Genomic DNA, 25,718 nt, shown 5'->3' on the forward strand with positions numbered 1-25,718 from the left:
CACCAAATACTATTACCGTCTGGCGGCCGACGCGCCGTCCGGGAATAATCTCAGCATGGCTACTTATCGAATCAAAGTGGGATTTCATAATCCCTCCGCGCTGACCTTCCGGGAGCTGGATGTGATTCTGGCTGAAGCGTCATTCCGCGCCGCGCAGTCACAGCGCGCCGGCGTTCGTTATTTCACGGAGTATGAATATGAGTCGGAGGGCGATCTCTGTTCGGTGTGCGCGCTGGCCTATAGCCACGCCTGCAAAGTGAGGAAATGTCCGCTGGTGCTGGTGGAGATGCAAAAGGCCGAGGCGGGCGTCTGATTGCGTGTGACGCCGCGCCTCGGGCGGCTACAGCAGTTCGTCGGCCTGGATCGGCTGCGCATGCCAGCGCTCGACCGCCTGCCTGACCTCATCTTCGCTGGGGTTCTCTTCCGTCGCCACGTTGTAGCGTTTGCCGTCCACCGCGATGACCGTGACCGGCAGCACATAGCGCTGCAGCTCCTCGCGGTTTGGCGAGGTGCTGCTCTCGGTCTCTTCAGGCGCTTTGATCTCAACCTCGACTTCTACCTGGCCCGCTGCAAAGCTTTTGACTTCGCCGTGGTAGCCGGCGCCGAAAATCAGATAATCCTGGTTCATAGTCTCTCCTGAGGGTGAGCGGCATCGCACAGCGCGATGCCGTCAATAGCGCGTTATGCCTGTTTCGGCTGCCCGTTGGAGGCGGTAATGCCGCCGTCGACCGGCAGATTGACGCCGGTGATATAACGCGCGTCGTCGCTGGCGATAAACAGCACCGCGCTGGCGATATCATCCGGCTCGCCGGCGCGGCGCAGCGCGATGCGATCATAGAAGCGCTCCATCAGCGCCTCGTCGTTTTTCATATCCTCGGTGAGGTCGGTGAAGGTCAGTCCGGGACAGATGGCGTTGACGCGTACGCCGTCGGCGCCGTAGTCCATCGCCAGCGAACGGGTAAAGTTGGTCACCGCGCCTTTCGCCGCGTTGTAGACGCTCATGCCCCAGTCGCCGCCAAGGCCGGACACCGAAGAGATATTGACCACGTTGCCCCGGGTTTTCAGCAGGTCGGGCATAAAGTGGTGAATACAGTAGTAAACGCCGTCGAGATCGACCTTCATCAGCTTGTGCCAGTCGTCCGGCTGCACTTCGTGAATGCGGCCCTGCACCACGCTGCCCGCGTTATTAACGAGGACGTCGACGCGCCCGTACTTCTCCGCCACGCGATCGCGCAGCGCTTTTACCTGGTCGACCTCCGCGACGTCGCACGGCGCCACCAGATGATCGCCTGACGCCAGCAGCGCCAGCGTCTTCTGCAGCTTCTCTTCGGTTCGGCCGACCAGCACCACGGCGGCGCCTTCACGGGAAAACTGTTGCGCCGTAGCCTGACCAATACCCGATCCCGCCCCGGTGACAACGACCACTTTTCCTGTAAATCTCGACATATTCTCTCCTTACGGTGGGATGACAGACATTACCTTTAAGCCTGGCAGCCAGATGAGATCGTTCAAGCCAGACGGCAATATCCCTGCAATAAGTCTGTACTTTATGGCTGACAGCTGGCCTACACTGTCAGGCACTAACCGAGGAGTGACCATGCCATCACAGACGCTTTCCGCTGACTGCTGCATCGTCGGCGGCGGCCCGGCGGGCCTGATGACCGGCTACCTGCTGGCGCGCGCGGGCCTGCAGGTGGTCGTTATTGAAAAACACGCCGATTTTCTGCGCGATTTTCGCGGCGACACCATTCATCCCTCCACGCTGGAGGTAATGCACCATCTGGGCCTGCTGGATAAGCTGCTGGCGCTGCCGCATCAGCGCGCCGAAAAGCTACAGGCGGAAATGGGCGGCGAAGAGGTGACGATGGCCGATTTCTCGCGCCTGCCGGTGCGCTGCCGCTTTATCGCTTTTATGCCGCAGTGGGATTTTCTTAACTTTCTCGCCGACCAGTGCGCCGCTTTTCCCGGCTTCAGGCTGTTGACCGCGACCACGCTCAGCGAGCTGATCGTCGAGCAGGATCGGGTGTGCGGCGTCACCGCGCTGCGCGACGGCCAGCCGCTGACCATCCGCGCGCAGCTGGTGATCGGCGCCGACGGGCGGCATTCGGCGGTCAGGGCGCAGGCGGGGCTGACCAGCCGCGCCTTCGGCACGCCGCGCGACGTCATCTGGTTTCGGCTCGACAAACAGCCTGAAGATCCCGCAATGGGCACCGGCCACAGCGGCCCACGCAATAACGTTATCGTTATCGATCGCGGCGACTACTGGCAGTGCGGCTTCACTATCGAGAAAGGGGAGTTTGAGGCGCTGCAGCAGGATGGACTGGCGGCGCTGAAGCAGCGCATCGCCGCGGTGTCGCCATTCGACGCCGGACGGCTGGAGACCATCGACGACTGGTCGCAGGTCCGGCTGCTGTCGATTCGTATCGACCGGCTGGATAAGTGGATGCGGCCCGGACTGCTCTGCATCGGCGATGCGGCGCACGCCATGTCGCCCATCGGCGGGGTCGGCGTCAACCTGGCGATCCAGGATGCGGTGGCCGCCGCCAACCTGCTGACCCGGCCGCTCCAGCGCGGCAGGGTCAGGCTGCGCGATCTGGCCCGGGTGCAGAAGCGCCGCCAGTTTCCCACCGTCGCCACCCAGTTTTTGCAGATCAAAATGAGCCGTAAGCGGCCGGGCGGAGGCGGGAAAAACCCGATGCCTGGCATGCTACGCAAATGGCCGTTCCTGCGCTTTGTCTTCGGGCGGCTGCTCGGCATGGGATTTCGCATGGAAAAACCGCGCCGCTTTGCGGCGCGCTGAGGCTGAACGCGCGTCGCAATCCTATACTTGACCGATTAAAAGGTCCGTCATCGGGATACGCCTGTGGAAAATCCTCAACTGCTGGCGCAGCGTCAGCGACGCGCGTTGCTTGCCGGTTCGGTCGGCAACTTTATCGAATGGTATGAGTTCGCCGTTTACGGCTTTCTCGCGACGCTGATCGCGCAGAATTTCTTTCAGCTGCACGGCGCCTCGGCGCTCAGCAGCCTGATCCTGACCTACGCCTCCTTCGCCATCGCCTTTTTCTTTCGTCCGCTGGGCGCCGTTATCTTCGGCCGTATCGGCGATCGCATCGGCCGCAAGCCGACGCTGATCGCGGTGCTGCTGCTGATGACGCTGGCGACCACGCTGATTGGCCTGGCGCCGACCAGCGCCGCGCTGGGCATCGCCGCGCCGCTGATCCTTACCGGATTGCGCATCCTGCAGGGGCTGTTCGCGGGCGGCGAGTATGGCGGCGCGGTGGCGCTGATGACCGAGTTCGCGCCGCCGGGCAAGCGCGGTCTCTACGGCGCGTGGCAATCTTTTACCGTGGCGCTGGGGCTGCTGGCGGGCGCGGGCGTCGTGGCGCTGCTTTCGGGGCTGCTCAGCCCCGACGCGATGCTGGCCTGGGGCTGGCGCGTGCCTTTCCTGCTGGCGCTGCCGCTCGGACTGATTGCGCTGTGGCTGCGGCTGAGCATGGAGGAGACGCCGAGCTTTATTCGCCAGCACCAGCAGACCCGTCCGCAGGCAAGCGCCGCGCAGACGCTGAAAATTATCCTGCTGGCGATAGCGCGGGTGATGCTCTGGTCGGCGGCGGGCTATACCTGGCTGGTAATTATGCCCAGCTATCTGCAGGCCGCGCTGCACACCGGCTTCAATCAGGCGCTGCTGAGCGCGGTGATTTCCAACCTGGGCTTTGCGGCCGCCATTTTGCCGGCCGGCTGGCTCAGCGATAAAATCGGCCGCCGCCGCGTGATGGTCACGGCCAGCGTCTTGCTGCTGCTGCTGGCGTTTCCGCTGCTCAACCTGTTGCAGGCGGATACCACCTCGACCGCGCTGCGCGCGCTGGTGGTGTTTATCGCCGGCGGCATCGTCGGGATGCTGGCGGGACCAGGTCCGGCGATGCTGGCGGAGATGTTTCCCACCCATGTGCGCTACACCGGCCTGGGCCTCGCCTATTCACTGTCGAACGCCATCTTTTCTGGCTGCGCCGGCCTGATTATCACCGGCCTGATGAAACAGACCGGCAATCTTGATATTCCGGCCTGGTACGTGATGGCCACCGCGCTGGTCAGCATTCCGGCGCTGATGACGCTGAAAAACAGCGATGCTCAGCAGCGGCTGTAATCGTTACATCAGCACGATGCCGAACCGTTTTAACAGCAGCGCCCACAGGGCGAAAAGCGCGAGGGTGAGAAGGCAGGAAATCCCGAGCGTCGGCCAGAAGCCGGCGCGCTGGTAGAGAAACGGAAACAGGATAAACATCGGCAGCGTCGGCACCACATACCAGAAGGTGTACCAGGCGTGTGCGGCGATCTTCTCCTGCGCCTGTCCCTCCAGCTTCATCCAGATCAGCACCAGCACGGTGACCAGCGGCAGGGCGGCCAGCAGCCCGCCGAGGCGATCGCTGCGCTTCGCCGTTTCGGATATCAGCACCACCATAAAAGCGGTAATCGCATATTTTGAGATAAGCCAGAGCATCGGTTTTTCCGTTAATAGGTGAGCCGCAGGCGCGGCTATTTCAGGTAGGCGCGTATAACCGCGACGATCTCTTCCAGATCCTCGCTCCGCTCCTGCGGGGTCGCCTCTTCATTCATCAGGTGTTCGCGGATATGGCCTTCCAGCAGCTCGCTCATCAGGCCGTTAATCGCCCCGCGTACCGCCGCCACCTGCTGCAGCACCTTCAGGCACTCTTCGCCCGACGCCAGCGCCGTTTCCAGCGAGGCGGCCTGACCTTTGATACGCCGCACGCGGGTCAGCAGGCTCTTTTGATTTTTCAGGGTATGCGCCATTCAGGATCTCCCGTTGATCGCTATCTATACTGGGGTATAGTATATGAGGCTGAATTCTACGGCTCCCGGTGGTCGTTTGCAACCTGCCGCCACGGGCCAGGGCGTCGCCGGTCTTAGCATCCATAGTCTCTGGAGATCTTTTATGGCAGTGAAATCACCCTGCATCGATTTATGCGTCTTTGACGGGAAAACCGGCTGGTGCGAAGGATGCGGACGCACGCGTAAAGAGGCGCAAGAGTGGCGCAAGCTGACTCCCTACCGCCAGAAAGCGATAGCGCGCGCGCTGGAAGGGCGAATGACGATTCTGCGACAGCCGCAGAAATAGCTTAAGAGATAAGGACGAGGTAAGGAGCGGGCGCCCCTTCCCGGCCTCCTCGCCAGGGCGAGGAGGCGCGCTGGATTATTTACGACCCAGCAGGAAGCCGATAAAAACGCCGACGCCAGCTGCAACCGCCAGACCGGCTAGCGGGTTGGCCTGAACCTGGTCTTTAATGGTGTCTGCCGCGTCGCGCGCAGCGTAGGTTGCCTGGTTGGAATAACGACGCGCTGCGCCGCGAACGCGGTGACGCGGTGAATCGGTCGCTTCGCCCCATTGCTGCTCAGCGGCACCAGCAACTTCTTTAACGGTATCTTCGATTTTTCCTGACATAGTTCGTCTCCTTTGAGTTGGCATTCACTAAAAGCGTAGCAAAGCCCGGCAGTTATGCTGGATGCTTACGCTTTTTCATCTTATGACTGAGGCTGGCCGACCGGGCCGCTGCCCCCTGGCGCGCCAGGAGGTTGCTGCCCGCTGGGCGCATGCGGCGGCGCTGGCGCGTCATGCGGACGCGGCGCGCAGGCCGTAACGGCGCACGCGCCGAGCCCGAGTAAAAAAATCATTACCAGCTGTTTCACAGGCTTCTCCAGGTTAAAAAAGGGCTGCTGAAAGCGTAGCGGGTGAATAGCCGGAGGGCAAACGAGGCGACCCAGCGTCACCAGCGCGCTGTTTATGTTCGACGCGAATGCAGCGCCAGCGACCAGATATCCCGCCCACATTCGGGGCAGTTGCCTGTGTCGCCGCTATGCATCTCCTGGGTCAGACCGCAGCGCTTACAGGCATACAATCCGTCGTGGGGGATTAGGGTGAAGCAGGGGCGATGCGCGGCCGGCAGAACGGAAAGGCCGGGAACGACATCTTCATCTTGATAGAAATAGAGGCTGAGCTGACCATCGACTTCTACCAGCCCGAGGCGGATCTGACCAAGATGTTCCGCGCCCGCATGCCGCAGCTCCATTAAAAACTCATCTTCAGAAATATTAAGTTTGTCGAGATTGCCGGATACATACTTCCCTTGTGAAATAAGGGTAACGACTTGTCCCTCAATTAAGGTCGACAGCGTGGTCGATCGCGACATAGCCCAGGTTGTCAGACGGTAAAGCGCAAGAAGAACGATAAAAACCATGATGACGGGCAGCACCGGCACATCGTCATAAAATGTCACGTCGCCGGAGGCTGACCCCAGCGTCAATATAATCACCACCTCGAAAAGCGACAGCTGCTGAACGCCGCGTCTGCCCGAAATTTTGAGAAAAATAAAAACCACGCTGTAGGCAATAAAAACGCGAATGACGACTTCAAAAAGAAAGGTATAAGGCAGGTCGTTAATAAGAAATTTATGGAAATCGAAGTCGGTCATCTCATGTCCTGTTCACTATTCCTGATGTTCTCGGCACGGATAAACTGTTAACTGACGTGGCCCATGGCAACGCGGATTAAGGGCGCGGGAAAAGGCGGATATCTCGCCAGCACGACCCGGCAAGAGGCGCGTGCTGACGCTATTACCGGCTGGCGATAAGGGAGAACGCCCTGATCGCCGACGCCATCACCACTCGACGCAAATTTTACCCAGATGGGCGCCGCTCTGCTGGTGGCGAAAAGCGTCGCCAAGCTCGGCGTATTTGAAAGTCCGGTCAATCACCGGCTTCTTGCCCATCATCTCCAGCGCCTTCACAAAATCGACCTGGTCCTGGCGGCTGGCCACAATCAGGCCTTTCAGCTGAACCTGCTTCGCCAGCAGGGAGAGCACGGAGATGTCCGCTTTATCGCCGGAGAGAATGCCGATCTGCGCAATATGGCCGCCGACTTTGACCGCCTTCAGGGATTCATTCAGGGTAGCCGGGCCGCCCACTTCCACGACGTGGTCGACACCGAATCCCTGCGTCAGCTCGAGCGCTTTGTCGCCCCATTGCGGCGTGGTTTTGTAGTTGATGGTTTCATCGGCGCCCATCGCGCGTACCGCGGCGAGCTTTTCATCGGAAGAGGAGGTGGCAATCACCCTGGCGCCCATCGCCTTAGCGATTTGCAGCGCCGCGACAGAGACGCCGCCGGTTCCCTGCACCAGCACCGTTTCACCCGCCTTAAGCTGACCATCTGTAACCAGCGCGCGCCAGGCCGTCAGGGCGGAAGTGGTGATGGTTGCCGACTCGGCATGGCTCCAGCCTTGCGGCGCATGGGTGAAGGCGCTTTCCGGGCGAACAACATATTCGCTCGCCATGCCATCGATGCCGTCGCCGGGCGTATGGGCAAAGTTGCCTGCCGCGGGCACCGGCTTGCCTGCCGGCCAGACAGGGAAAAAGGTCGAGACGACGCGATCGCCAGCCTTGAACGCTCCAACGCCTTCTCCCACCTCTTCCACAATGCCTGCGCCGTCCGACAGCAAGATACGGCCATCCTGAGTAGGGAATTGTCCGCTGGCCACAATCAAGTCGTGAAAGTTGAGCGAGCTGGCTTTAATCGCCACCCGAATCTCGCCTTTGCCAGGCCTGCCGGGGTCGGCAATATCAGTCAGGGTAATGTTTTCCAGACCGCCGGGCGCCTTGAGCGTAACTGCTTTCATCGTGAATCTCCTGTAAAAGCGTAGGTTTATCTGATAAGCGATTAATTAACCTAATAATAGGAGGAGTTTATTGAGCAGGGGACCTTTTTATTACTCCGGCGAGGGGCAGAGAACGTGCAAAAACGCGACCAGGCTAAACAGCATCGCGGATGACCATGAGCATGATGGTCCGCAGGTTGAGAAAGGGCAAACCGCAGCAGTGGCGATCTGCCCGCCGGCATTACTCTACGGCGATGGGTTTCTCATCCACCGCGGGCTGTTCATCGCCCTGAATCTGACTGATGCGCTGTTCGGTTGCGTTAACCGCGCTGGCGCTGCTCAGCAGGGTATAGGTCAGCTCAAAGGTGGTGCTTTGACCGGGCGCTAACTGCTTCACGCGACCCTGCTCTTTTTCAATCGTCACGGGGTAGGCGTAATTGGTGCCTGGCTCAATGCCGGTAACGTAGCCCTGTTTCAGCGTGTCGGTGTTCTTCCACATCGTCAGCAGGGGCAGCTGGTGGGTGTCGAACTCAATGGAGGCGCCTTTGTCGCCTTTGCTGTTGATCACCGCCGCCAGCGTTTTGCCGCTGCTGTCCGCCTTTGGCACCAGGTTAAACACCATCTCATCAAAGTCTTTGGTCGGCGCGTCGTAGGTGTTCCACGCTTTCAGGCCGGTTTTCGCATAGTCGTTAAAAGGCGAAACCGACTTCAGCGGGGCGATAAAGCGCGCGTCTTTTTCCAGAATCGGCGTGCCGAAGTTGCTGTGATAAATAATTTGATAGTCATGCGGATAGTCGCCGCGGTTGGTCAGCACGTCATGCAGGGTAAAGGATTTAGCGCCAGGCACGTAACGTAGCTCGGTCCAGGTTTCCAGATTCGCTTTTTTAAAGGTGTTTTCTTTCAGCAGACCACGCACGCGGATTTCATGCGGCGCCTTGTCGTCGATGGTGACCTCAACGCGGGACGCTGGCGTATTGCCTGCTTTGCCGTGCAGGGTGTAAATTCTGCCCTCTTTGACCACCGGATGCCCGGTCCACTCGTAGCCGCAGCGCACCATCATTTCATTGAATCCTTCCAGCCAGCCTAAGCCATTGCGGCTGTCGAGATTGATATAGGCCGGATTAACCACCTCGTCGACCGGCGAATCCCAGCCCAGCCGAACGCCATCGCCATTCACATGCAGCAAATCCATGCCGCGCGTCGGGCTCAGGGCAATCGTCAGGCCGCTTTTGCTGGTGATGGTCAGCACCTTCGAGCCTTCCTGCTTGCCGCCGTGCAGGACTTTCTGTTGTAAGCTGAAGTCATCGCCTGAAAGCTTCAGCTGTTTACTGCTGATCTGCCAGTTTCCCTTGTCGGTACCGGCTTCAGCATCTGTCAGCACCCACGTCTGCGCTGCTGCCTGACCACTGAATGCCGCCATCACCATGCCTGCTAAAAGTGCCTTTTTCATTTTTATGCATCCCGTTGCTGAATTGATTTAGCTTAAGTCGGGCAAGAGTATAAATTGCCGCCGCGCGAAAACGTGATGAGGTTCACCTGACGCAATTTTCTATTCGCCTGATGAGATAATTCAGATCCGCGTCACAGGTTTATGCGCAATAAACAGGCGATTCAGGAGAGTAGAAGCAGGGTTTAAGCTAAAAAAGAGGCGTTTTGTTAAATCGTTTCAGCTATCTGAGAGCGTGCCCGCTGCGAGACGGGTTGCGCGGCCGCAGCGACGACAGGGCGGTCAGGCGTATGCGGTTGGGGTTTGGCTGGTTTATCCAGAGGCAGCTTGCAGCCAGACAGCAGGAAGAATTTAATAACAGCGTCGTCAGGCTGCCACCGCGCAGCTTCTCACAAGGAGATATTGATGAAAGTACAGGTTAAAAACGAAAACGGGATGGTGCAGTGCTTAGAAGCCGCCTCCCTGGTGATTACGCTGGGCAATGGCGAAACCCTTGAAATCGGCGAAGAGAGTAGAGGTCGTCCAGACCATCTCTCTGAGGGCGTCACCGTATGGGGAGGAAGGATACCAGAGCAGGGCGCCTCACTGGATGCACTGAAGGCGTCCACGCGCGGGCTTGGTATCTATCCGCTGGCCGCAAACATGATCCATCTCTTTCCGCTCAGCAAATAACGCCGGGCCCTTTCTGCCGGAAAAGCAGATAGCTTTCCCGGTAGAGAGCCGGCGGGATCGCGCTGATGATTAACCGCGCTGTAGCGCGCAAAAATCCACCGCCGTTACCTTTAATCTCCGCATTAATCCGCAGCATTGTTCAGGTTGTTCTATCTTTAATGTCGTCAAAAGAATAAACCAACCGCTGGAGCATGGGTTAATGTCGAAAGAAACAGAGAAGCAACCACTGAGCCACCGCGCGCCCACTACGGGCCCTGAATCCTCAGAACCCGGTTTGGGTTCGCTGGCGCCGAAAGATGGGTCACATCAGCCGTCGCCTGAGCCGACCCCGCCAGGCAAACAGCCCACCGCGCCAGGCAGCCTGAAAGCCCCGCAGACGCATAACGCCAAACTCGACCAGCTCGAAGCCAGCCGTAAAAACGGCACCGACCGCGCCCTTACCACCAACCAGGGCACGCGCATCGCCAACGATCAAAACTCGCTGCGCGCCGGTTTCGCGCGGGCCGACGCTGCTGGAAGACTTCATCATGCGTGAGAAGATCACGCACTTTGACCATGAGCGTATCCCGGAGCGCATCGTGCACGCGCGCGGCTCGGCGGCGCACGGCTATTTTCAGCCTTACCGCTCGCTAAAAGATCTCACCAAGGCGCAGTTCCTCAGCGATCCCGAGCAGACCACGCCGGTTTTCGTGCGCTTCTCCACGGTGCAGGGCGGCGCGGGTTCCGCCGATACCGTGCGTGATATTCGCGGCTTTGCCGCCAAGTTCTACACCGAAGAGGGGGTGTTTGACCTGGTCGGCAACAACACCCCGGTGTTCTTTATTCAGGACGCGCATAAATTCCCTGACTTTGTGCATGCGGTTAAGCCAGAGCCGCACAACGAAATCCCGCAGGGGCAGAGCGCCCATGACACCTTCTGGGATTATGTCTCTCTGCAGCCGGAAACCATGCATAACGTCATCTGGGCGATGTCCGATCGCGGTATTCCGCGCAGCTATCGCACCATGGAAGGGTTCGGTATCCACACTTTCCGCCTGATCAACGCCGAAGGCAAAGCGACCTTTGTCCGTTTCCACTGGAAGCCGGTGGCCGGTAAAGCGTCGCTGCTGTGGGATGAGTCGCAGAAGCTCACAGGTCGCGATCCCGATTTCCATCGCCGCGATCTGTGGGAGGCGATTGAAGCGGGGGACTACCCGGAGTATGAGCTGGGCCTGCAGCTGATCCCGGAAGAGGATGAGTTTAAATTCGACTTCGATATTCTGGACGCCACCAAGCTGATCCCGGAGGCGCTGGTGCCGGTAGAGATCGTCGGCAAGATGGTGCTGAACCGTAATCCGGACAACTTCTTCGCGGAAACCGAGCAGGTGGCATTCCATCCGGGCCATATCGTGCCAGGCCTGGATTTCACCAACGATCCGCTGCTGCAGGGGCGTCTGTTCTCCTACACCGATACCCAGATCAGCCGTCTGGGCGGGCCGAACTTCCACGAAATTCCCATCAACCGTCCGACCTGTCCTTACCATAACTTCCAGCGTCAGGGCATGCATAGGCAGGATATCGATACTAACCCGGCCAACTACGAGCCGAAACTCCATCAACGACAACTGGCCGCGCGAAACACCGCCGGCGGCTGAGGGCGGCGGCTTCGAAAGCTATCAGGAGCGGGTTGAGGGCCATAAGGTCCGCGAGCGAAGCCCCTCATTCGGGGAGTACTACGCCCAGCCGCGTCTGTTCTGGCTGAGTCAGACCGAGGTTGAGCAGCAGCACATCATCGGCGCCTACTCGTTTGAGCTGAGCAAGGTGGCGCGTGCCTACATCCGCGAGCGTGTAGTGGATCATCTGGCGCGCATCGATATCGCGCTGGCGCAGGGCGTGGCGGATAACCTCGGCATCGCGCTGACCGACGAGCAGCGCGCTATCCAGCCGCCAGCTGCGGTAAATGGTCTGACCAAAGATGAAAGCCTGAGCCTCTATGCGAAGCCCGATGGCGAGATCAAAGGCCGTCAGGTCGCGCTGCTGATTAGCGATGGCGTCAAAGCCGCCGATGTGCTGAGCATTCTGCAGGCGCTGAAAGCCGAGGGCGTACACGCCAAACTGCTGGCGCCGCATATGGGCCAGGTGCGCGCCGATGACGGCTCTGTGCTGCCGGTCGACGCCACCTTCGCCGGTCTGCCTTCTCTGACGTTTGACGCGGCGATCGTGCCGGACGGCAATATTGATGCGCTGCTGCTGAGCGGCGACGCCCGTTACTTCCTGCTGGAAGCCTACAAACATCTCAAAGTGATTGGGCTGGTAGGCGGCGCGCGCCGCTTTAAAGCGCAGTTTGGTCTGGAGGATGCGGATCAGGAAGAGGGAATTGTGCAGGGCGACAAAGCGGAGAGCGCGCTGATGTCGCAGTTCACGCAAGCGATGAAGGCGCACCGCGTCTGGTCGCGCAGCCAGAAGGCTAAATCCATCCCGGCCTGACGAGCCACGCCCGACCTGCCGGGATCGCGCAGGAAAGCTAATCGGGGCGCCATCTATTCATGGCGCCCTTTTTTTGTCTAAAGGGGCCGAAAAACACGCCGCTTTGGGTTGCTGCTGTCAACCTGCAAGCACACTTCCGATATCACATCAGTGATATCAATCACACTAATCGCTGAAGCTATTGCCGCGCGCGTCGATAACTCCTGCTCAGCGTCTTTTTAGCGCTGAACAGGGAACATGAGTACTGATTGCGAACGGACCTGCTTTTAGCCCCTCTTTTTTCAACACACCAGCACCAGCAATTCTTTTCATTACAGTGGAAATAATAATATGTCTGTCTTTAAGACAATGGGTAAAAGCGTTATCGGCTCCCGTTTATCCGGCGCATCACAGCCCGCTAACGGTATTTTTAACTGTCAGGATCTGCCTGAATCGCTCTCTGCGGCAGGCATCAGTCGTCGCGCGGCGGGTATTCTGCTGACGTTCGTGCCGCCCGAGGCGAATTTCCATCAGGTCAGCCAGGCCTGGCAGCGCTTTACCTCGGCGGATCTGACCGTGGTTACGCTCTCCTCTAACGGCGCGCTCAGCGCCAGCGGCAAACAGACAACCTACTGCAAAGGGGATGGCCAGGAGGGGAGCTGGCTCTGGCTGCCCCGTAGCCTGATTGCGGAACATGAAACCCATATCGTTGACCTGCATCTCAGTGACACCCACACGGCGACCGATCGCATCAGCGCGATTGAGCAGGAGCTGGCCGCGCTCAGGCTGCGCATGCCGCTCTCCGCCGATCGCACCTTTGCCATGATCTACTGCGACGGGCTGTCGGCGTCGGAAGGATTTTTGATGCAGGCCTGGTACAACAGCGGCCGCTTTCCCTGCCTGGCGATTGGCGGCTCGGCGGGCGGGCGCGTCACCTTCGACGGTACCTGGATCGGCGTCGGCGGTCGCGTGCTGCAGGGGAAAGCGGTGATCGTTTTCTGCCGCATGGCGGCGGGCAAATCGTTCGCGCCCTTTAAGAGCCAGAACTTTGAGCCGCTGAACAAAAGCTGGCTCATTGCGGAAGCGGATCCGGTGACGCGCACCCTGACATCGGTGTTCAATCAGCAGGGGCAGCAGCAGCCCTTTACTCAGGCGCTGGCGGAACATCTGGCGTGCAACGAACAGCAGCTTACCGAGCGGCTGAAAGGGCTGACCTTCGCCGTTAAGGTGGGCGAGGCGTTCTTTATTCGCTCCGTGGCGAAAATGGCGAGCAGCAGCGTACAATTTTTTTGCGACCTGGAGTTCGGCGACCGGCTCTACCTGATGCGCGAAACCGATTTTAAGCAGGCGACGCTGCGTGACTGGCAGGCGTTTACCGGGCGCCACGGCAAACCAGCGGCGATCCTGATGAACGACTGCATACTGCGCCGCGCAGGCAACGCCGATCGGCTGCACGACGCCCACTTCTTTAAAGGCATTCCCGCCGCCGGCTTCTCCAGCTTCGGCGAGATCCTGGGCGTGCCGATCAACCAGACCCTCTCTGCGCTGGTGTTTTTTAATCACGACGCCGGTGCGATGGCGCAGTTTCCCGTGGAGTATGCCAGCTATGCGGCGCATTACGCCCAGCGCGCGCTGCGTCGCTGGGAGGCGCTGAACCGCGTGCAGTCAGGCGTGCTGGCGCGGGTGGTGAATTATCAGCAGGAGCTGGCCCCTATCGTGCAGGCGCTGCCGGTGCTGGAAGCCGCGACCCAGAGCCAGAGCGAGGCGCTGACCCTGGCTGAGGGCGCTATCCGCGGCATTAGCGATCTCGCCAGAGAGAGTCAGCAGGCGCAGAGTCGCCTGGGCGAAGGGCTGGACGATCTGGAGGCGATCTCGAACGGCATCAACGTCATCACGCACGGCATCACCGATATCGCCTTCCAGACCAATATTCTGGCGCTTAACGCGGCGGTTGAAGCCGCGCGCGCCGGCGAGGCGGGCAGGGGATTCGCCGTGGTGGCGGGAGAGGTGCGCCGTCTGGCTCACTCTTCCCGTGAGCAGGCGGAAGCCACGGCAAGCAATATTAACGATGCGGTGAACACCATTTCACGCATTCGCGACGTGGCCACCAACACGGTGCAAACCGCCACCGATATGGCCGAGCGCAGCATTCAGGCTGCCGATACCATCGCGGCGATGAGCCATCGCACGCGCGAAGAACGCGCAGGCATGACGAAACAGCTGGATAGCCTGCGCACCCTGACCGCCGGCATGGACGCCATGCAGGACGCGGTGGCGGAGCTGAAAGTGCTGCAAACCCTCTCAACCCGCCGATAAGGCATCGCTGGCGCAGCGCTCTGGAGAAGGGCTGCGCCGATGGCGAAGCGAAGCCCTAAGCCTCAGATGCTGTTCCGCCCGCGGCAGGTTTGCGGCGTGGGGCGATCCTGACTACCTTTTCTGAATACTCTTTTACGACGACGGGCGAAGCCTGGCAGGAGGAGCGATGAAGCGCGATGCATTAAATGAAGACGATTACGACGAAGTCTGCCGGGTCATCGGCGATGCGGTGGTCGTGCTGGCCGAATCGGGCCATGAGACGAAACGGGAAGAGATTTCCGCGCTGCTGAAACGTGCGCGGCAGCATCGTTCACACAGCGAGCGCGATGAGCAGCGCATGCTGGAGCACGCGATCCGCCTGGTTAAGCCGTAAATTGCTGGCCGCTATGCCTGCTGCGCCAGCAGTGCCGGGCGGCTGGCGGGATACCAGCTCACCAGGAAATGCCGCAGGTGATCGAGGCACCACTCCGCCTCGTCGCGCTGCTGGCAGTAATACATCACCGTCACTTTTTCATACTCCCGCGCGCGCTGACGCAGCGGCGACCAGCCCCATTCCAGCACGCAGCGGGCGTAGTTAATCAACGCGTCCGGCTGCATATCGTGCTGCGTCGCCTGCTCGCGCAGGTAGCGTCCAAAAGCCTGATCGAGGGTCAGCGTCTCTTGCCGGGCGACCGGCAGGTCAGGACGGAAGGCGAAATCGATAAAGCCGCATACCGCATCGGCGCGCTGCTGCCAGTCGCACGCCAGCGTCATAAACAGCCCATCCTGCAGATTAATCTCTTCCAGCAGCCGCCGCAGATTCGGCGACTGCGCCAGCACCGCAATCTCATCGATACGCTCTGTCTGCAGCGTGAGATCGATGCCGCACGGGTTGAGCGAACCATCCTCGTTGCGCGTGGCGGGGAAGGGGAAATCGATGTAGCCGTTGTTGTCCAGTCGCTTTTCCATGGAGGGTGAGCCTGCAGCCTGACGAGCCACGACAATAAACTATCTGGCCGCCGGACGCACGCCTAAGGGCACGTCCAGGTGATCATGGTGTCTTCGTGCGGATTGATCAGGCGGAACTGCTTATCCGACAGCCGCTGGGCGTAGTAGCCTTCGGCCGTCACGGCGGAGGGGATATATTTGAAACGATCCAGCGACTGCAGTGTCCCACTCTGCACGTTGACGCCGTCGCGGCTGACGGTGAAGGCGCTGACGAGGTCGAAAATCGTCGCCTGCGTCTGCCCCATCGGCTGGCCGTAAATGGTGCTGACTTCGCCAGCGCACTCGACCCCTTTGGGGCCGGAAGCGCAGCCGGCAAGCAGCGTAATAAAAGTGAAAACGGTGAGTCGCAACATATCCTGTACCTGCTTCGATCCCTGGGTATCCCGTGGCGCTGATTTTGACGCGTTGCGTCCCGGCTATTGTGATCATAGCAGGTCTGGCGCGGCATCCCATTTGCAGTTCGATTAATAGTTAAGCTTTAAACGTGCCAGAGGGTGACTTGAGTAGCACATTAAAGGTATTCTTGCCATCTTTGCGCACCAGTTGGGCGATTTAAGGGAAACTGAATGAAAGAAGAAGAAGCCAGTCTAATGATTATCCGTCATGCGATCGAGAGGCTTGAAGCGGAAAAGAAGCAGCAGGTGATCTCCTGCGTGGCGGCCATCCGCGATGTGATGCAGGGATACGACGAGGAGGATGCCTCGCTGGCGTTAATGCTGGTCGCCGCCGAGGTTGCGGCGGAATAAACGTCAGCCCGGGGTTGCATGATGCGGCGCCGGGCTTTTAGCGGTTCATCTCACTCACCAGCCAGCGGTGGATCACGCTGACAATCCACGCCTGCTGCGCTTCGTCCAGCGGCTGATGAGCAGCGATGCCGTGCCACTTCGCCAGGCAGCCGCGACAGCAGGTCGCCGTAGCGTGCTGGGCGATAAACACTGGATGGCCGCGCATCGGCGTCTGCTTACCGTCATTCTTCGGCTCCGCCTGCGCCAGACGCTGCGCGACAAAATCCGCCGCATGCCGATCGATCACTTCCGGCCCTTTCGCCAGACAGTATTCACGCTCCTTCACGCCCAGATGAAAGCGCCGCCGAAACGGCGACTGCGCCAGCCGCTGAAACAAGGCATCTTGCCGGTCCATAGAATCTCCTTTAGGAATCAATGCGTTTTAAGTCTCTTCCTGGTTTCGCTTTGGCGAAGCTGTGCTAAACCTAAAGCGAACCCAGGAAGGAGGAAATATGAAAAAAACAGTTATAGCGATCGGTATCCTGAGCGCGGGCCTGATGCTGGCCGGCTGCGCCAATGACCACGTGCTGCATACTAATGACGGCCGTACCATTGTGGCGCAGGGCAAGCCGCAGGTGGATAGCGACACCGGTATGATCACCTACAAAGACGTCTACGGTAAAGAGCAGCAAATCAATCGCGACAGCATCAAAGATATGTCGGAAGTTGGGGATTAACGACAGCTTTTGTCACACTTCGGCCCGCCCTGCGCGGGCCGTTTCGTTTATCCCTACCGTTTGTTGTGTTATTCTAAAAATAGCTAACTAAATCAGAGCATAACTTCGACGGAGCCTGAAGATAATGAAATCAACTTTGCTCACACTTGGTTTGCTGAGCTGCGCTATTGCGCCCGCCTGGAGCGAAACCCAGTTCCAGATCACCTGTCCCGGCCGTCCCACCATGACCATCTCGCGCGCCGCCTATGGCCTGAGTACGCTTACCTGGCCGCAGCACCATTTTCAGATTGCCGCCGGCCAGCAGCACACCCGGCTGAAGAGCGGCGACAGCGTCGCCATTACCCGCTTCCGCAACGGCGACCAGCTGATCGTCAATAAAGCGAGCGAGGAGACCTTCTTCGTTTACCGCGACAGCAACCGGCTGTTACCCTGTAGCCGCAGCGAAACGCGCGATGTCGACCAGCTGTCGCTGGAGCCCTACGACGATCGCGCCCATCCGCACTCTTAACCCGCTTTAGCCGGAGAGTCTATGCAACTGAACGTTACCGATGCGGTCACGCATCAGGATCTGGATGAGGTGCGGCTCGGCCTGAACGCCTTCAACAGCCGCTTTATCAATATTGACGAGATCAAAGCCATCGGCGTGTTCGTTACCGACGCGCACGGCAAAAAACAGGCGGGACTGACCGGCTCGACCGCCGGCAACTGGCTGCGCATCGACATGCTGTGGGTCAGCGACGCGCTGCGCGGGCAGGGCGTCGGCACCCGGCTGATCAGGGCGGCGGAAGAGGAGGCGCGTCAGCGCGGCTGCCGCTATGCGCAGGTCGATACCGCCAGCTTTCAGGCGCGCCCGTTCTATGAAAAGTTAGGCTACAGCCTGCGTTTCAGCCTGGATAACTACCCGCGCCACCATCAGCGCCACTATCTCAGCAAGGCGCTGTAATCAAAAAGGCAGCTGCTGGCGCATATCCAGCGGCTGCTGCTCCGCCTCGTCAATCGCCGCCAGCCAGCTTTGCAGCGTCACCTCGACCCATGAAAGATGGCCGCGCGTGGTGCTCATCAGCACCACATCGGGCCGCAGCGTGCGGTAAAACTCCAGCGACTGCTTGAGCTCGTGCGGATTGCTGTCCGCCACCAGCACCGTGACCCAGCGATGGTGATCGCGCGTCAGGGTGTCGCCGACGAACAGATAGCTGCGACCCAGCGGCGAATGGTAGAGAAAGCTGCAGCTGCCTGGCGTATGGCCCGGCGTCGGCAGCAGGTGGACGTCGCCGAAGTGGGTCTCCTGCTGGCTAAAGGTGTCGTCCGGCTCCAGCACCCGGCTGACGGGGCCGAGAGAGCGGCTGTGGCAGTAAAGCGCGCTGTTGAAGCGCTGCTGGATCACGGCAGCGCCGGGCGCCGCTTCGTGCCAGTGGGTCAGGTAGTGGCGGATCACGCCGCCCTCGTCGGCCAGCACCTCATGATCGAGCGGGTGCTCCACGCGGCCAATCAGCAGGTTGCCGCGCGGATGGCGCAGCATAAAGCCGTGCATCATTAAATCATTAACGGCATCTTCCGCCGGAAATTCCGGCGTGGAGATCCACAAATCGTCGTACAGCGGCTTCAATGGCGATCTCCCTGAGAACGGCTTAATGCTCGGGTAATACGGGATGGCCAGTGGCCTGCAGTTCGGCCTGATGGTTCGCCACGCGCAGACGGGCGCGCGCGCCAAGCGGCAGCGTGACGGTATCCGCATCATGACCAAAGGCCAGATCGCTTATCACCGGCAGGCCGGTGACGTCGCGCAGATATTGCCAGACGCTGGCGAAGTCAAACCCGTTGTCATAGTCGCTGAGCGCGCTGCTGGTAAAGCTGCCGGTGATAATGGCGCGCTGCCGCGCGAGGATGCCGCTCTGCTGCAGCTGGATCAGCATGCGCTCGATGCGGAACGGATGCTCATTCACATCCTCGATCACCAGAATGCCGTCGTCGAACTGCGGCAGCCAGGGGGTGCCGATCAGCGAGCAGATCATCGCCAGATTGCCGCCCCACAGCGTGCCCTGCCACTCGCCAGCGTCCGGCGTCTCGCTGCGCCAGCCAACATTGACTGTAGGCGAAGTCAGCGCCTGCCAGAAGTGCGTCAGGGTAAAATCAGATAAAACCTCCGCGCCGAAATTGCCGGCCAGCATCGGCGCGCTAAAGCTGACAAGGCCGGTCTGCGCCAGCAGGGCGAGCTGCAGCGCGGTGAAGTCGCTGTGGCCGCACAGCGCCAGCGGCTGATTCAGCAGGCGGCGCTGCAGCCCGACGTAGTCAATCTGCGCCAGCAGGCGGCTGGCGCCGTAGCCGCCGCGCACCGCCAGCACGATATCGGGCAGCGTCTCGAGCTGCGCCAGCCGGTTGAATTCGGCGAGACGTTCGGCGTCGGTGCCGGCGAAACGCTGAAAGCGGCGGCCGATGGTTTCCAGATTATCGACCTGATGGCCCGCCGCGCGCAGCCGTTCGACGCCGCGCCAGGCGGCAGGCTGGTTGTGACAATATCCGGAGGGCGAAATGAGATGGACGGAACGAGAAATCATAAGGCTATTCCTGCGGTTAGCGGGCGATTAACTGGCCGATGATGACGAAAAGCGCGACGGAAGTCACTGCGCGACACGGTTTTTTACGCAATTAGGATAAACGGTAATTTTGCTGCGGCGCGCGCCAGGTATGATAGCCTGCGACCACATTGCATCAGGATGAAAAATTGGTGAAATTTCGATACCTTGCCCTTTCCGCGCTGCTGCTGGCGGGCTGCGCCAGCGAACCGTCAAAACAGGTCGTTAAGCAACGCAACACGCCGCTTACGCAGGCGCCGCCGTCGAATATCAACGCCACCTGGGCGATGTTCACCGAAGATGCCGCCAGTCATTATGGCGTTGATGAGAAACTGCTCAGCGCCATTATCACTGTCGAATCGGGTGGCAACCCCGGCGTCGTCAGCCGCTCCAACGCGGTGGGACTGATGCAGATTAAAGCCGCGACGGCGGGCAGGGAAGTCTATCGCGTGCAGGGGCGCCGCGGTCAGCCGTCGACCGCGGAACTGCGCGATCCGGCGAAAAATATCGATATCGGCGCCGCCTATATCAAGATCCTGCAGGAGTCGGCGCTCTCCGGCATTCGCGATCCGCTCACGCTGCGCTACGCCACTATCGTCTCCTACGCCAACGGCGCGGGCGCGCTGCTGCGCACCTTTTCCCGCGACCGCGACCGGGCTATCGCCATGATCAACGCCATGTCGCCGGACGAGTTCTACCAGCACGTGCAGAACAAGCATCCCGCCGCGCAGGCGCCGCGCTACCTGTGGAAGGTCACCACGGCGTACCGCACCATCTGACGCCTTACTCCACCAGCAGCCGCGCGGTGGGGTAATCGACGATCAGCACGTTGACGTAGCCGCCGCGCAGCGCGCCGCGGATGGCGTGCGCCTTCTCTTTGCCGCCCGCCAGCGCCACCACCTGCGCGCAGTTGCGCACCTGCGCCAGCTCCATGCCGATCACCGGATCCTCTTCCGCGCTCAGCACCGGTTCGCCCTGCGCGTCGAAGTAGTGCAGGCAGATATCGCCCACCGCGCCGCGCTGCGCCAGGGTGCGCAGCATCTCCTCGTCATAATAGTTGCCGGAGTTGCGCAGCAGCGCCGACGGCTCCAGATCGCCGATGCCGACGATAGCCAGATCCACCTGATCAAACTTCTCCAGCACCTCCGCGACGTCCGGGTTGGCCGCCAGCCGCTGGCGATCCTGCACCGAGTGCTCGATCGACTGCGAGGGCAGCAGCCAGGAAGGGCAGTTCAGCAGCGCCGCGAGGTTTTGCGTCAGAATCGTCGCCTGCACGTTACCGTTGGCGCCGACGCCGCCCAGCAGCTGGATCACCCCTTTGCAGGCGGCGTTAAAGGGGTGCAGCGCATCCACCATGGCGCGGATGGTGCCGCTCCAGGAGGAGATGCCGATCAGCTCGTCGGCGCGCAGCCGCGTCTCCAGATAGTGCGCCGCCGCCGAGCCGATCGCCTGCTTGATCTGCTGCGAAGAGGCGTTTTCCGGCACGTCGACCACAATCGCCTGCGGCAGCCCATAGGTCTGCTCGATCGCCTTCTCCAGCGCCGGAAAGATATTGGCGGGCGGCACGACGCTGATCTTCACCACGCCCTCTTTCACGCTGCGGTTGAGAATGCGCGAGACAAAAGACTGCGACAACTTCAGCATCTGCGCGATATCTGACTGCTTCATCCCTTCGCTGTAGTAAAGCGTGGCGATCTTCACCATCAGCCGTTGCTCATCCTGTTTCGCCATTCATCCTTCCTCTCTGTGTCGGCCTGGTATTGTTAACCAGGATGCGGGAAATCACAACGCGGGACATTTTGTGATCCTTTTCGCTTTTTAAACAATCGGGGTTGCGCGCCCGCCTGAAGCGGGTGCATAGTCATCTTGCATATAAAATCGCAATTGAATATTTATTCAAGCGGAGAATAACTGATGAACGCACCTCTCGTCAAAATTACCCTACTGGCTTCACTGATGGCACTCTCGACCGCCGCGCTCGCCGCCGATAAAGGCCTGCTGGCGATCATCACCCCGTCGCACGACAACCCCTTCTTTAAAGCGGAAGCGGACGGCGCGCTGGAAAAGGCTAAGGCGCTCGGCTACACCACGCTGGTGGCGTCGCACGACGACGACGTCAACAAACAGAACCAGCTGATCGAAACCGCCATCGCGCGCAAGGCCAAAGCGATCATTCTCGATAACGCCGGGGCGGACGCCACCGTCGGCCCGGTGCAGAAAGCCAAAGATGCCGGCATTCCCACCTTCCTTATCGACCGCGAAATCAACAAAACCGGCATCGCCGTGGCGCAGATCGTCTCCAATAACTATCAGGGCGCGCAGCTCGGCGCAGAGAAGTTCGCCAAACTGCTGAACGGCAAAGGCAGCTACGTCGAGCTGCTGGGCAAAGAGTCCGACACCAACGCGGGCGTGCGTTCGCAGGGCTATCACGACGTGCTGGACGACTACGGCGATATGAAGATGGTGGCGCAGCAGAGCGCCAACTGGAGCCAGACCGAGGCGTTCAGCCGCATGGAGACCATCCTGCAGAAGAACCCCAACATCGTCGGCGTGATCTCCGGCAACGACACCATGGCGCTGGGCGCGGAGGCGGCGCTGAAGGCGGCGGGCAAAACCAACGTTATCGTGGTGGGCTTCGACGGCAGCGACTACACCCGCGACTCCATTATCAACAAAGGCAACATCAAGGCGACGGTGCTGCAGCCGGGCTGGGCGCAGGCGCAGATGGCGGTCGAGCAGGCGGACTACTACCTGAAAAACGGCAAAGCCCAGAAAGAAGAGAAGCAGCTGATGGACTGCGTGCTGATTGACGACAGCAACGCGTCGAAGCTGAAAAACTTTAACCTGGCGAAGTGACCGGAGGCGGCATGAAACGGAGCGGAGCGATGCTGGTGATAACCCTGGCGCTGACGGTAAGCGGTTGTACCGTGGTGGATCTCGACGCCAGCGGCAACCCGATCATGCCGAAAGATCCCCATGCGAAACCGAGCTACAGCAGCCAGACGCCGCAGCAGATCGCGGAGGCGAGCTGGCAGAGCCGGGTGCTCGACGCCGCGCAGCAGCGCGCCATGAGCTGGGCGGATATGGAGACCAAAAGCGGGACGGTGAAGGCGGGCGGCAGCGAAAGCGTCTTTGTGCGCGCCAGCGGCACGGTGGCGGCGGTGGACGAGAGCAACAGCCGCGAGCGCACCCTGACGCTGACCCTGAACGGCAAGCCGGTAAAAGTCAGCCTCGGGCCGGTGATCCGCAGCAACGCGCTGCGCGATGCGGCGGGTTTCCGCTTCGAGGAGTTCACCAATCAGGTGCAGTACGCGCAGCTGACCCGCGCGCTTAACCGCCACGCGGTGCAGCAGCTGCCGAAGGTCGACGCCAGCTGGGTCGGAAAACCGGCGCAGGCGCTGCTGGCGGTGGAAATGGGCCACGGCGTGGTCAACGATGTGATGGCGGTAGAGCTGAAGCAGGGAGAGGCGCCATGAGCGACGACATCATCCTGCAGGCCAGCAATATCACCATGCTTTTTCCCGGCACGCTGGCGCTGGATCGCGTCGACTACCGCGTCTGGCGCGGCAAGGTCAACGTGATTATCGGCGAAAACGGCGCGGGCAAATCGACCCTGATGAAAATCCTCGCCGGAGTGCAGCAGCCCACCAGCGGCGAGCTGTTCCTCAATGGCGAAAAGGTGGTGCTGAGCAGCACGCGCGCCGCCGCAAAGCTCGGTATCGGCATGGTGCATCAGGAGCTGAACCTGTTTGAAAACCTGTCGGTGGCGGAGAACATTTTTCTCGGCCGCGAGCTGCAGCACGGCATCCGCCCCATTAATGAAGCGGAGCAGGAGCGCCGCGCCGCCGCGCTGATGGCGCGCCTTGACCAGCCGATTTCGCCGAAAGAGCCGGTCGGCAATCTCAAGGTCGGGCAGCAGCAGCTGGTGGAGATCGCCAAGGCGCTGGCGGAAGACGCCGACATTCTTATCCTCGACGAGCCGACCTCGGCGCTCAGCAAAACCGAAGTGGAGATCCTGTTCCGCGTTATCCGCGAGCTGACGCGCCAGGGCGTCACCCTGATCTATATCTCGCATCGCCTCGAAGAGCTGATGGCGATCGGCGACGTGATCACCATCCTGCGCGACGGCCGCTTTCAGGCGGAAGCGCAGGTCAGCGATATCGACGTGCCCTGGATCGTACGCGAAATGCTCGGCAGCGAGCCGATGAGCAACTTTCTGCCGGACGGACGCACTTTCGGCGCGGCGGTGCTGGAGGCGGAGCACATTACCTGCGTCAGCCCCAACGGCAACACCCTGGTGGATGACGTCACCTTTAACGTGCGCGCCGGAGAGATCGTCGGCATCTACGGGCTGATGGGCGCGGGGCGCACCGAACTCTTCGAGTGTCTGCTCGGCAGCGAACGCAACTACCTCGGCAAAATCTGGCTCGACAGCAAGCCGGTGCCAACGCGGCTGCCGCCCGCCGAGCGCATCCGCATGGGCATGAGCCTGGTGCCGGAAGATCGCAAGCGCGCCGGCATTTTCCCGGGGTCCTCGGTGGCGAGCAACCTCACCATCGCCAGCCTGTGGCGCCGGCTGACGCACCGCTTCGCCATCGCCCAGCAGGAAGAGCGGGCGGCGGTGACCAGCACCGTCGGCAATCTGGCGATCAAGATCTCCTCGCCCGAGGTGGCGATCAGCGCCCTGAGCGGCGGCAATCAGCAGAAGGTGGTGATCGGCCGTTCGCTGCTGACCAATCCGCGCCTGCTGCTGCTGGACGAACCGAGCCGCGGCATCGACGTCGGCGCCAAAGGGGAAGTGTTTCGCATGATGGTGCGGCTGTCGGAGCAGGGCATCGCGGTGCTCTTCTCCACCTCCGATTTGAAAGAGATCATGGCGGTGGCCGATCGCATCCTGGTGATGTCGGGCGGCAAACTTACGGCTGATATTCCGCGCGGCGACGCGGAAGAGTCAGCGCTGGTGAAAGCAAGCGCACAGGGGTTTTGAGCATGAAAGGCAACAACGCTATGACAATGGCCGGCCAGCCGGCGAAGGCGTTTAACTCGCGCGAGAGCATTATCCTGCTGCTGCTGAAGCTGCGCACCTTTATCGCGCTGTTTTTGATTGTCGGCTTCTTCGCCATCACCGTGCCGGACTTTCTCGCGCTCGGCAGCCTGGTGATTATGGTGAAGCATATCGCCATCAACGCCTTTCTGGCGCTGGGCATCACCTTCGTGATTATCACCGCTGGCATCGACCTCTCTATCGGCGCGACGCTGGGGCTGTGCGGCATGATTGCCGGCTGGCTGATCACCAAAGGGATCGTGCTGCCGATGTTCGGCATCGCCATCTTTCCCAGCGTCTGGGTGATTGTGCCGCTGGTGCTGCTGGTGGGCGGCCTGATTGGCGCGGCCAACGGCTGGATCATCACCCGCTACAACGTCGCGCCCTTTATCTGCACGCTGGGCACCATGTATATCCTGCGCGGCGCGGCGATGCTCACCTCAGGCGGCGAAACCTTCCCTGGTTTGCAGGGCAATCCGCTGCTCGGCAACACCGGCTTCGACCGCATCGGCGCCGGATCGCTGCTCGGCCTGCCGTACGCCATCTGGATGATGATCGTGCTGGCGCTGGTGATCGCCTATATCGCCCGTCGCCTGCCGTTCGGCCGCCAGGTCTACGCCATCGGCGACAACGAGCGCGCCGCGGAGCTTTCCGGCGTCAAAGTGAAGCAGGTGAAAATCTGGGTCTATACGCTCTCCGGCTTCTGCGCGGCGATAGCGGGCATCGTGGTGTCGTCGCAGCTGGTTGCCAGCCATCCGGCCAACGGCACCTCGTTCGAGATGAACGCCATTGCGGCGGTGGTGCTGGGCGGCACGTCGCTGGCGGGCGGGCGCGGCACCATTCTCGGCACCCTGGTCGGCGCCTTTGTTATCGGCTTTCTCGCCGACGGCCTGATCATGATGGGGGTGAGCGAATTCTGGCAGATGGTGATCAAGGGCATCGTTATCATCATCGCCGTCATCATCGACCAGATGCAAAACCGCATGCAGCAGAAAGCGGCGGTGGTGGCGCAGAAGGCGCTGATCGAGGAGGGCGCAGAGGCAAAAAGTTAATCGGTGGCGGTGCAGGCGGATCGTTTTGCTGCACCCCCTTTTTTTACCCCTTGCGA

General features: G+C 60.6%; 30 protein-coding genes and 1 pseudogene. 17 read left to right on the forward strand and 14 right to left on the reverse strand.

All coding sequences use genetic code 11. From position 1 onward, the window contains the following. Positions 1-55 precede the first annotated feature (55 nt). Positions 56-313: a hypothetical protein gene (locus AC6I7Z_RS08170; RefSeq protein ID WP_033748045.1), complete on the forward strand. Its 258-nt coding sequence runs from the start codon at positions 56-58 to the stop codon at positions 311-313. 27 nt (positions 314-340) lie between these two features. Here AC6I7Z_RS08170 and AC6I7Z_RS08175 read toward each other — a convergent pair whose 3' ends face one another. Together AC6I7Z_RS08175 and budC are read right to left on the reverse strand one after the other, a co-directional pair. Then, complete coding sequence (locus AC6I7Z_RS08175) at positions 341-628, reverse strand: hypothetical protein (protein ID WP_497813809.1); 288 nt, start codon at positions 626-628, stop codon at positions 341-343. Between the two features lie 53 nt (positions 629-681). Continuing rightward, on the reverse strand, positions 682-1,446 hold the full coding sequence (budC, locus tag AC6I7Z_RS08180) for a meso-2,3-butanediol dehydrogenase (protein ID WP_497813810.1): 765 nt from the start codon (positions 1,444-1,446) through the stop codon (positions 682-684). Positions 1,447-1,597: 151 nt separating this feature from the next. Between budC and AC6I7Z_RS08185 the strand changes: the two genes are divergently transcribed. Continuing rightward, positions 1,598-2,800, forward strand: a complete 1,203-nt coding sequence (locus tag AC6I7Z_RS08185; protein WP_497813811.1) for an FAD-dependent oxidoreductase — start codon at positions 1,598-1,600, stop codon at positions 2,798-2,800. Between the two features lie 63 nt (positions 2,801-2,863). Further along, entirely contained in the window at positions 2,864-4,144 is a 1,281-nt protein-coding gene (locus tag AC6I7Z_RS08190) for an MFS transporter (protein ID WP_497813812.1), read from the forward strand. A 3-nt stretch (positions 4,145-4,147) separates the two neighbouring features. On the opposite strand, the gene AC6I7Z_RS08195 is transcribed toward AC6I7Z_RS08190, so the two are convergent. Together AC6I7Z_RS08195 and AC6I7Z_RS08200 are read right to left on the reverse strand one after the other, a co-directional pair. Then, positions 4,148-4,498 (reverse strand): DUF3147 family protein, encoded by a 351-nt coding sequence (locus AC6I7Z_RS08195; RefSeq protein WP_497813813.1) that lies wholly within the window; start codon positions 4,496-4,498, stop codon positions 4,148-4,150. 35 nt (positions 4,499-4,533) lie between these two features. After that, positions 4,534-4,809, reverse strand: coding sequence for a metal/formaldehyde-sensitive transcriptional repressor (locus AC6I7Z_RS08200; RefSeq protein ID WP_497813814.1), 276 nt, complete (start codon positions 4,807-4,809; stop codon positions 4,534-4,536). Between the two features lie 142 nt (positions 4,810-4,951). On the opposite strand from AC6I7Z_RS08200, the gene AC6I7Z_RS08205 reads away from it, so the two are divergent. Beyond that, a complete protein-coding gene (locus AC6I7Z_RS08205; RefSeq protein ID WP_497813815.1) occupies positions 4,952-5,134 on the forward strand; it encodes a DUF1289 domain-containing protein in 183 nt (60 codons plus the stop codon). Between the two features lie 75 nt (positions 5,135-5,209). Here AC6I7Z_RS08205 and AC6I7Z_RS08210 read toward each other — a convergent pair whose 3' ends face one another. The 4 genes from AC6I7Z_RS08210 to AC6I7Z_RS08225 form a co-directional block, all read right to left on the reverse strand. Beyond that, entirely contained in the window at positions 5,210-5,458 is a 249-nt protein-coding gene (locus AC6I7Z_RS08210) for an ElaB/YgaM/YqjD family protein (protein ID WP_048785201.1), read from the reverse strand. A 337-nt stretch (positions 5,459-5,795) separates the two neighbouring features. Further along, a complete protein-coding gene (locus AC6I7Z_RS08215; RefSeq protein ID WP_497813816.1) occupies positions 5,796-6,485 on the reverse strand; it encodes a DUF421 domain-containing protein in 690 nt (229 codons plus the stop codon). Between the two features lie 186 nt (positions 6,486-6,671). After that, entirely contained in the window at positions 6,672-7,685 is a 1,014-nt protein-coding gene (locus AC6I7Z_RS08220) for a zinc-dependent alcohol dehydrogenase family protein (RefSeq protein ID WP_497813817.1), read from the reverse strand. 220 nt (positions 7,686-7,905) lie between these two features. After that, on the reverse strand, positions 7,906-9,114 hold the full coding sequence (locus AC6I7Z_RS08225) for an aldose 1-epimerase family protein (protein ID WP_497813818.1): 1,209 nt from the start codon (positions 9,112-9,114) through the stop codon (positions 7,906-7,908). Positions 9,115-9,516: 402 nt separating this feature from the next. Between AC6I7Z_RS08225 and AC6I7Z_RS08230 the strand changes: the two genes are divergently transcribed. From AC6I7Z_RS08230 to AC6I7Z_RS08245, 4 genes and pseudogenes are all read left to right on the forward strand, one after another. Further along, positions 9,517-9,783 (forward strand): hypothetical protein, encoded by a 267-nt coding sequence (locus AC6I7Z_RS08230; protein ID WP_497813819.1) that lies wholly within the window; start codon positions 9,517-9,519, stop codon positions 9,781-9,783. A gap of 199 nt (positions 9,784-9,982) precedes the next feature. Beyond that, a pseudogene (katE, locus tag AC6I7Z_RS08235) lies at positions 9,983-12,249 on the forward strand (catalase HPII). 330 nt (positions 12,250-12,579) lie between these two features. After that, on the forward strand, positions 12,580-14,544 hold the full coding sequence (locus tag AC6I7Z_RS08240) for a methyl-accepting chemotaxis protein (RefSeq protein WP_497813820.1): 1,965 nt from the start codon (positions 12,580-12,582) through the stop codon (positions 14,542-14,544). Positions 14,545-14,710: 166 nt separating this feature from the next. Next, positions 14,711-14,917, forward strand: a complete 207-nt coding sequence (locus tag AC6I7Z_RS08245) for a DUF2767 family protein (RefSeq protein WP_048785169.1) — start codon at positions 14,711-14,713, stop codon at positions 14,915-14,917. Between the two features lie 11 nt (positions 14,918-14,928). On the opposite strand, the gene AC6I7Z_RS08250 is transcribed toward AC6I7Z_RS08245, so the two are convergent. Both AC6I7Z_RS08250 and AC6I7Z_RS08255 read right to left on the reverse strand, forming a co-directional pair. Continuing rightward, a complete protein-coding gene (locus AC6I7Z_RS08250) occupies positions 14,929-15,492 on the reverse strand; it encodes a hypothetical protein (protein ID WP_497813821.1) in 564 nt (187 codons plus the stop codon). 62 nt (positions 15,493-15,554) lie between these two features. Beyond that, positions 15,555-15,884 (reverse strand): hypothetical protein, encoded by a 330-nt coding sequence (locus tag AC6I7Z_RS08255; RefSeq protein WP_033789660.1) that lies wholly within the window; start codon positions 15,882-15,884, stop codon positions 15,555-15,557. A gap of 213 nt (positions 15,885-16,097) precedes the next feature. Here AC6I7Z_RS08255 and AC6I7Z_RS08260 point away from each other — a divergent pair, with 213 nt between their 5' ends. Beyond that, positions 16,098-16,277, forward strand: a complete 180-nt coding sequence (locus tag AC6I7Z_RS08260; protein WP_033747773.1) for a hypothetical protein — start codon at positions 16,098-16,100, stop codon at positions 16,275-16,277. Positions 16,278-16,314: 37 nt separating this feature from the next. Here AC6I7Z_RS08260 and AC6I7Z_RS08265 read toward each other — a convergent pair whose 3' ends face one another. Then, on the reverse strand, positions 16,315-16,671 hold the full coding sequence (locus AC6I7Z_RS08265; protein WP_497813822.1) for a DUF4186 domain-containing protein: 357 nt from the start codon (positions 16,669-16,671) through the stop codon (positions 16,315-16,317). A gap of 97 nt (positions 16,672-16,768) precedes the next feature. Between AC6I7Z_RS08265 and AC6I7Z_RS08270 the strand changes: the two genes are divergently transcribed. From AC6I7Z_RS08270 to AC6I7Z_RS08280, 3 genes are all read left to right on the forward strand, one after another. Beyond that, positions 16,769-16,993: a YgdI/YgdR family lipoprotein gene (locus tag AC6I7Z_RS08270; RefSeq protein ID WP_497813823.1), complete on the forward strand. Its 225-nt coding sequence runs from the start codon at positions 16,769-16,771 to the stop codon at positions 16,991-16,993. 124 nt (positions 16,994-17,117) lie between these two features. Next, entirely contained in the window at positions 17,118-17,501 is a 384-nt protein-coding gene (locus tag AC6I7Z_RS08275) for a hypothetical protein (protein ID WP_497813824.1), read from the forward strand. Between the two features lie 21 nt (positions 17,502-17,522). Continuing rightward, the gene (locus AC6I7Z_RS08280) at positions 17,523-17,936 is read left to right on the forward strand and encodes a GNAT family N-acetyltransferase (protein WP_497813825.1); all 414 of its coding nucleotides are present in this window, start codon (positions 17,523-17,525) and stop codon (positions 17,934-17,936) included. Here the strand turns inward: AC6I7Z_RS08280 and AC6I7Z_RS08285 are convergent, their stop codons facing one another. Next, entirely contained in the window at positions 17,937-18,599 is a 663-nt protein-coding gene (locus AC6I7Z_RS08285) for an MBL fold metallo-hydrolase (RefSeq protein WP_497813826.1), read from the reverse strand. It lies immediately after the preceding gene. Positions 18,600-18,621: 22 nt separating this feature from the next. Continuing rightward, positions 18,622-19,548: a muramoyltetrapeptide carboxypeptidase gene (gene ldcA / locus AC6I7Z_RS08290; protein ID WP_497813827.1), complete on the reverse strand. Its 927-nt coding sequence runs from the start codon at positions 19,546-19,548 to the stop codon at positions 18,622-18,624. 167 nt (positions 19,549-19,715) lie between these two features. Here ldcA and emtA point away from each other — a divergent pair, with 167 nt between their 5' ends. Then, positions 19,716-20,345 (forward strand): membrane-bound lytic murein transglycosylase EmtA, encoded by a 630-nt coding sequence (emtA, locus tag AC6I7Z_RS08295; protein ID WP_497813828.1) that lies wholly within the window; start codon positions 19,716-19,718, stop codon positions 20,343-20,345. A 4-nt stretch (positions 20,346-20,349) separates the two neighbouring features. Here the strand turns inward: emtA and AC6I7Z_RS08300 are convergent, their stop codons facing one another. Then, positions 20,350-21,297: a sugar-binding transcriptional regulator gene (locus AC6I7Z_RS08300; protein WP_033789666.1), complete on the reverse strand. Its 948-nt coding sequence runs from the start codon at positions 21,295-21,297 to the stop codon at positions 20,350-20,352. Between the two features lie 183 nt (positions 21,298-21,480). Between AC6I7Z_RS08300 and AC6I7Z_RS08305 the strand changes: the two genes are divergently transcribed. The 4 genes from AC6I7Z_RS08305 to AC6I7Z_RS08320 are packed head-to-tail and all read left to right on the forward strand — an operon-like array spanning position 21,481 to position 25,662. Beyond that, positions 21,481-22,422: a D-ribose ABC transporter substrate-binding protein gene (locus AC6I7Z_RS08305; protein WP_497813829.1), complete on the forward strand. Its 942-nt coding sequence runs from the start codon at positions 21,481-21,483 to the stop codon at positions 22,420-22,422. 11 nt (positions 22,423-22,433) lie between these two features. Continuing rightward, entirely contained in the window at positions 22,434-23,042 is a 609-nt protein-coding gene (locus AC6I7Z_RS08310; protein ID WP_497813830.1) for a DUF2291 family protein, read from the forward strand. Further along, the gene (locus AC6I7Z_RS08315; protein ID WP_497813831.1) at positions 23,039-24,553 is read left to right on the forward strand and encodes a sugar ABC transporter ATP-binding protein; all 1,515 of its coding nucleotides are present in this window, start codon (positions 23,039-23,041) and stop codon (positions 24,551-24,553) included. The genes AC6I7Z_RS08310 and AC6I7Z_RS08315 overlap by 4 nt, the downstream gene beginning before the upstream one ends. A 2-nt stretch (positions 24,554-24,555) precedes the next feature. After that, positions 24,556-25,662 carry an ABC transporter permease gene (locus AC6I7Z_RS08320; protein ID WP_277268848.1) on the forward strand — a complete coding sequence of 369 codons (1,107 nt, stop codon included), beginning with the start codon at positions 24,556-24,558 and terminating at the stop codon, positions 25,660-25,662. The last annotated feature ends 56 nt before the right edge of the window (positions 25,663-25,718 follow it).

The organism is Pantoea sp. X-Soil-MYKO-1289, from assembly GCF_059730625.1.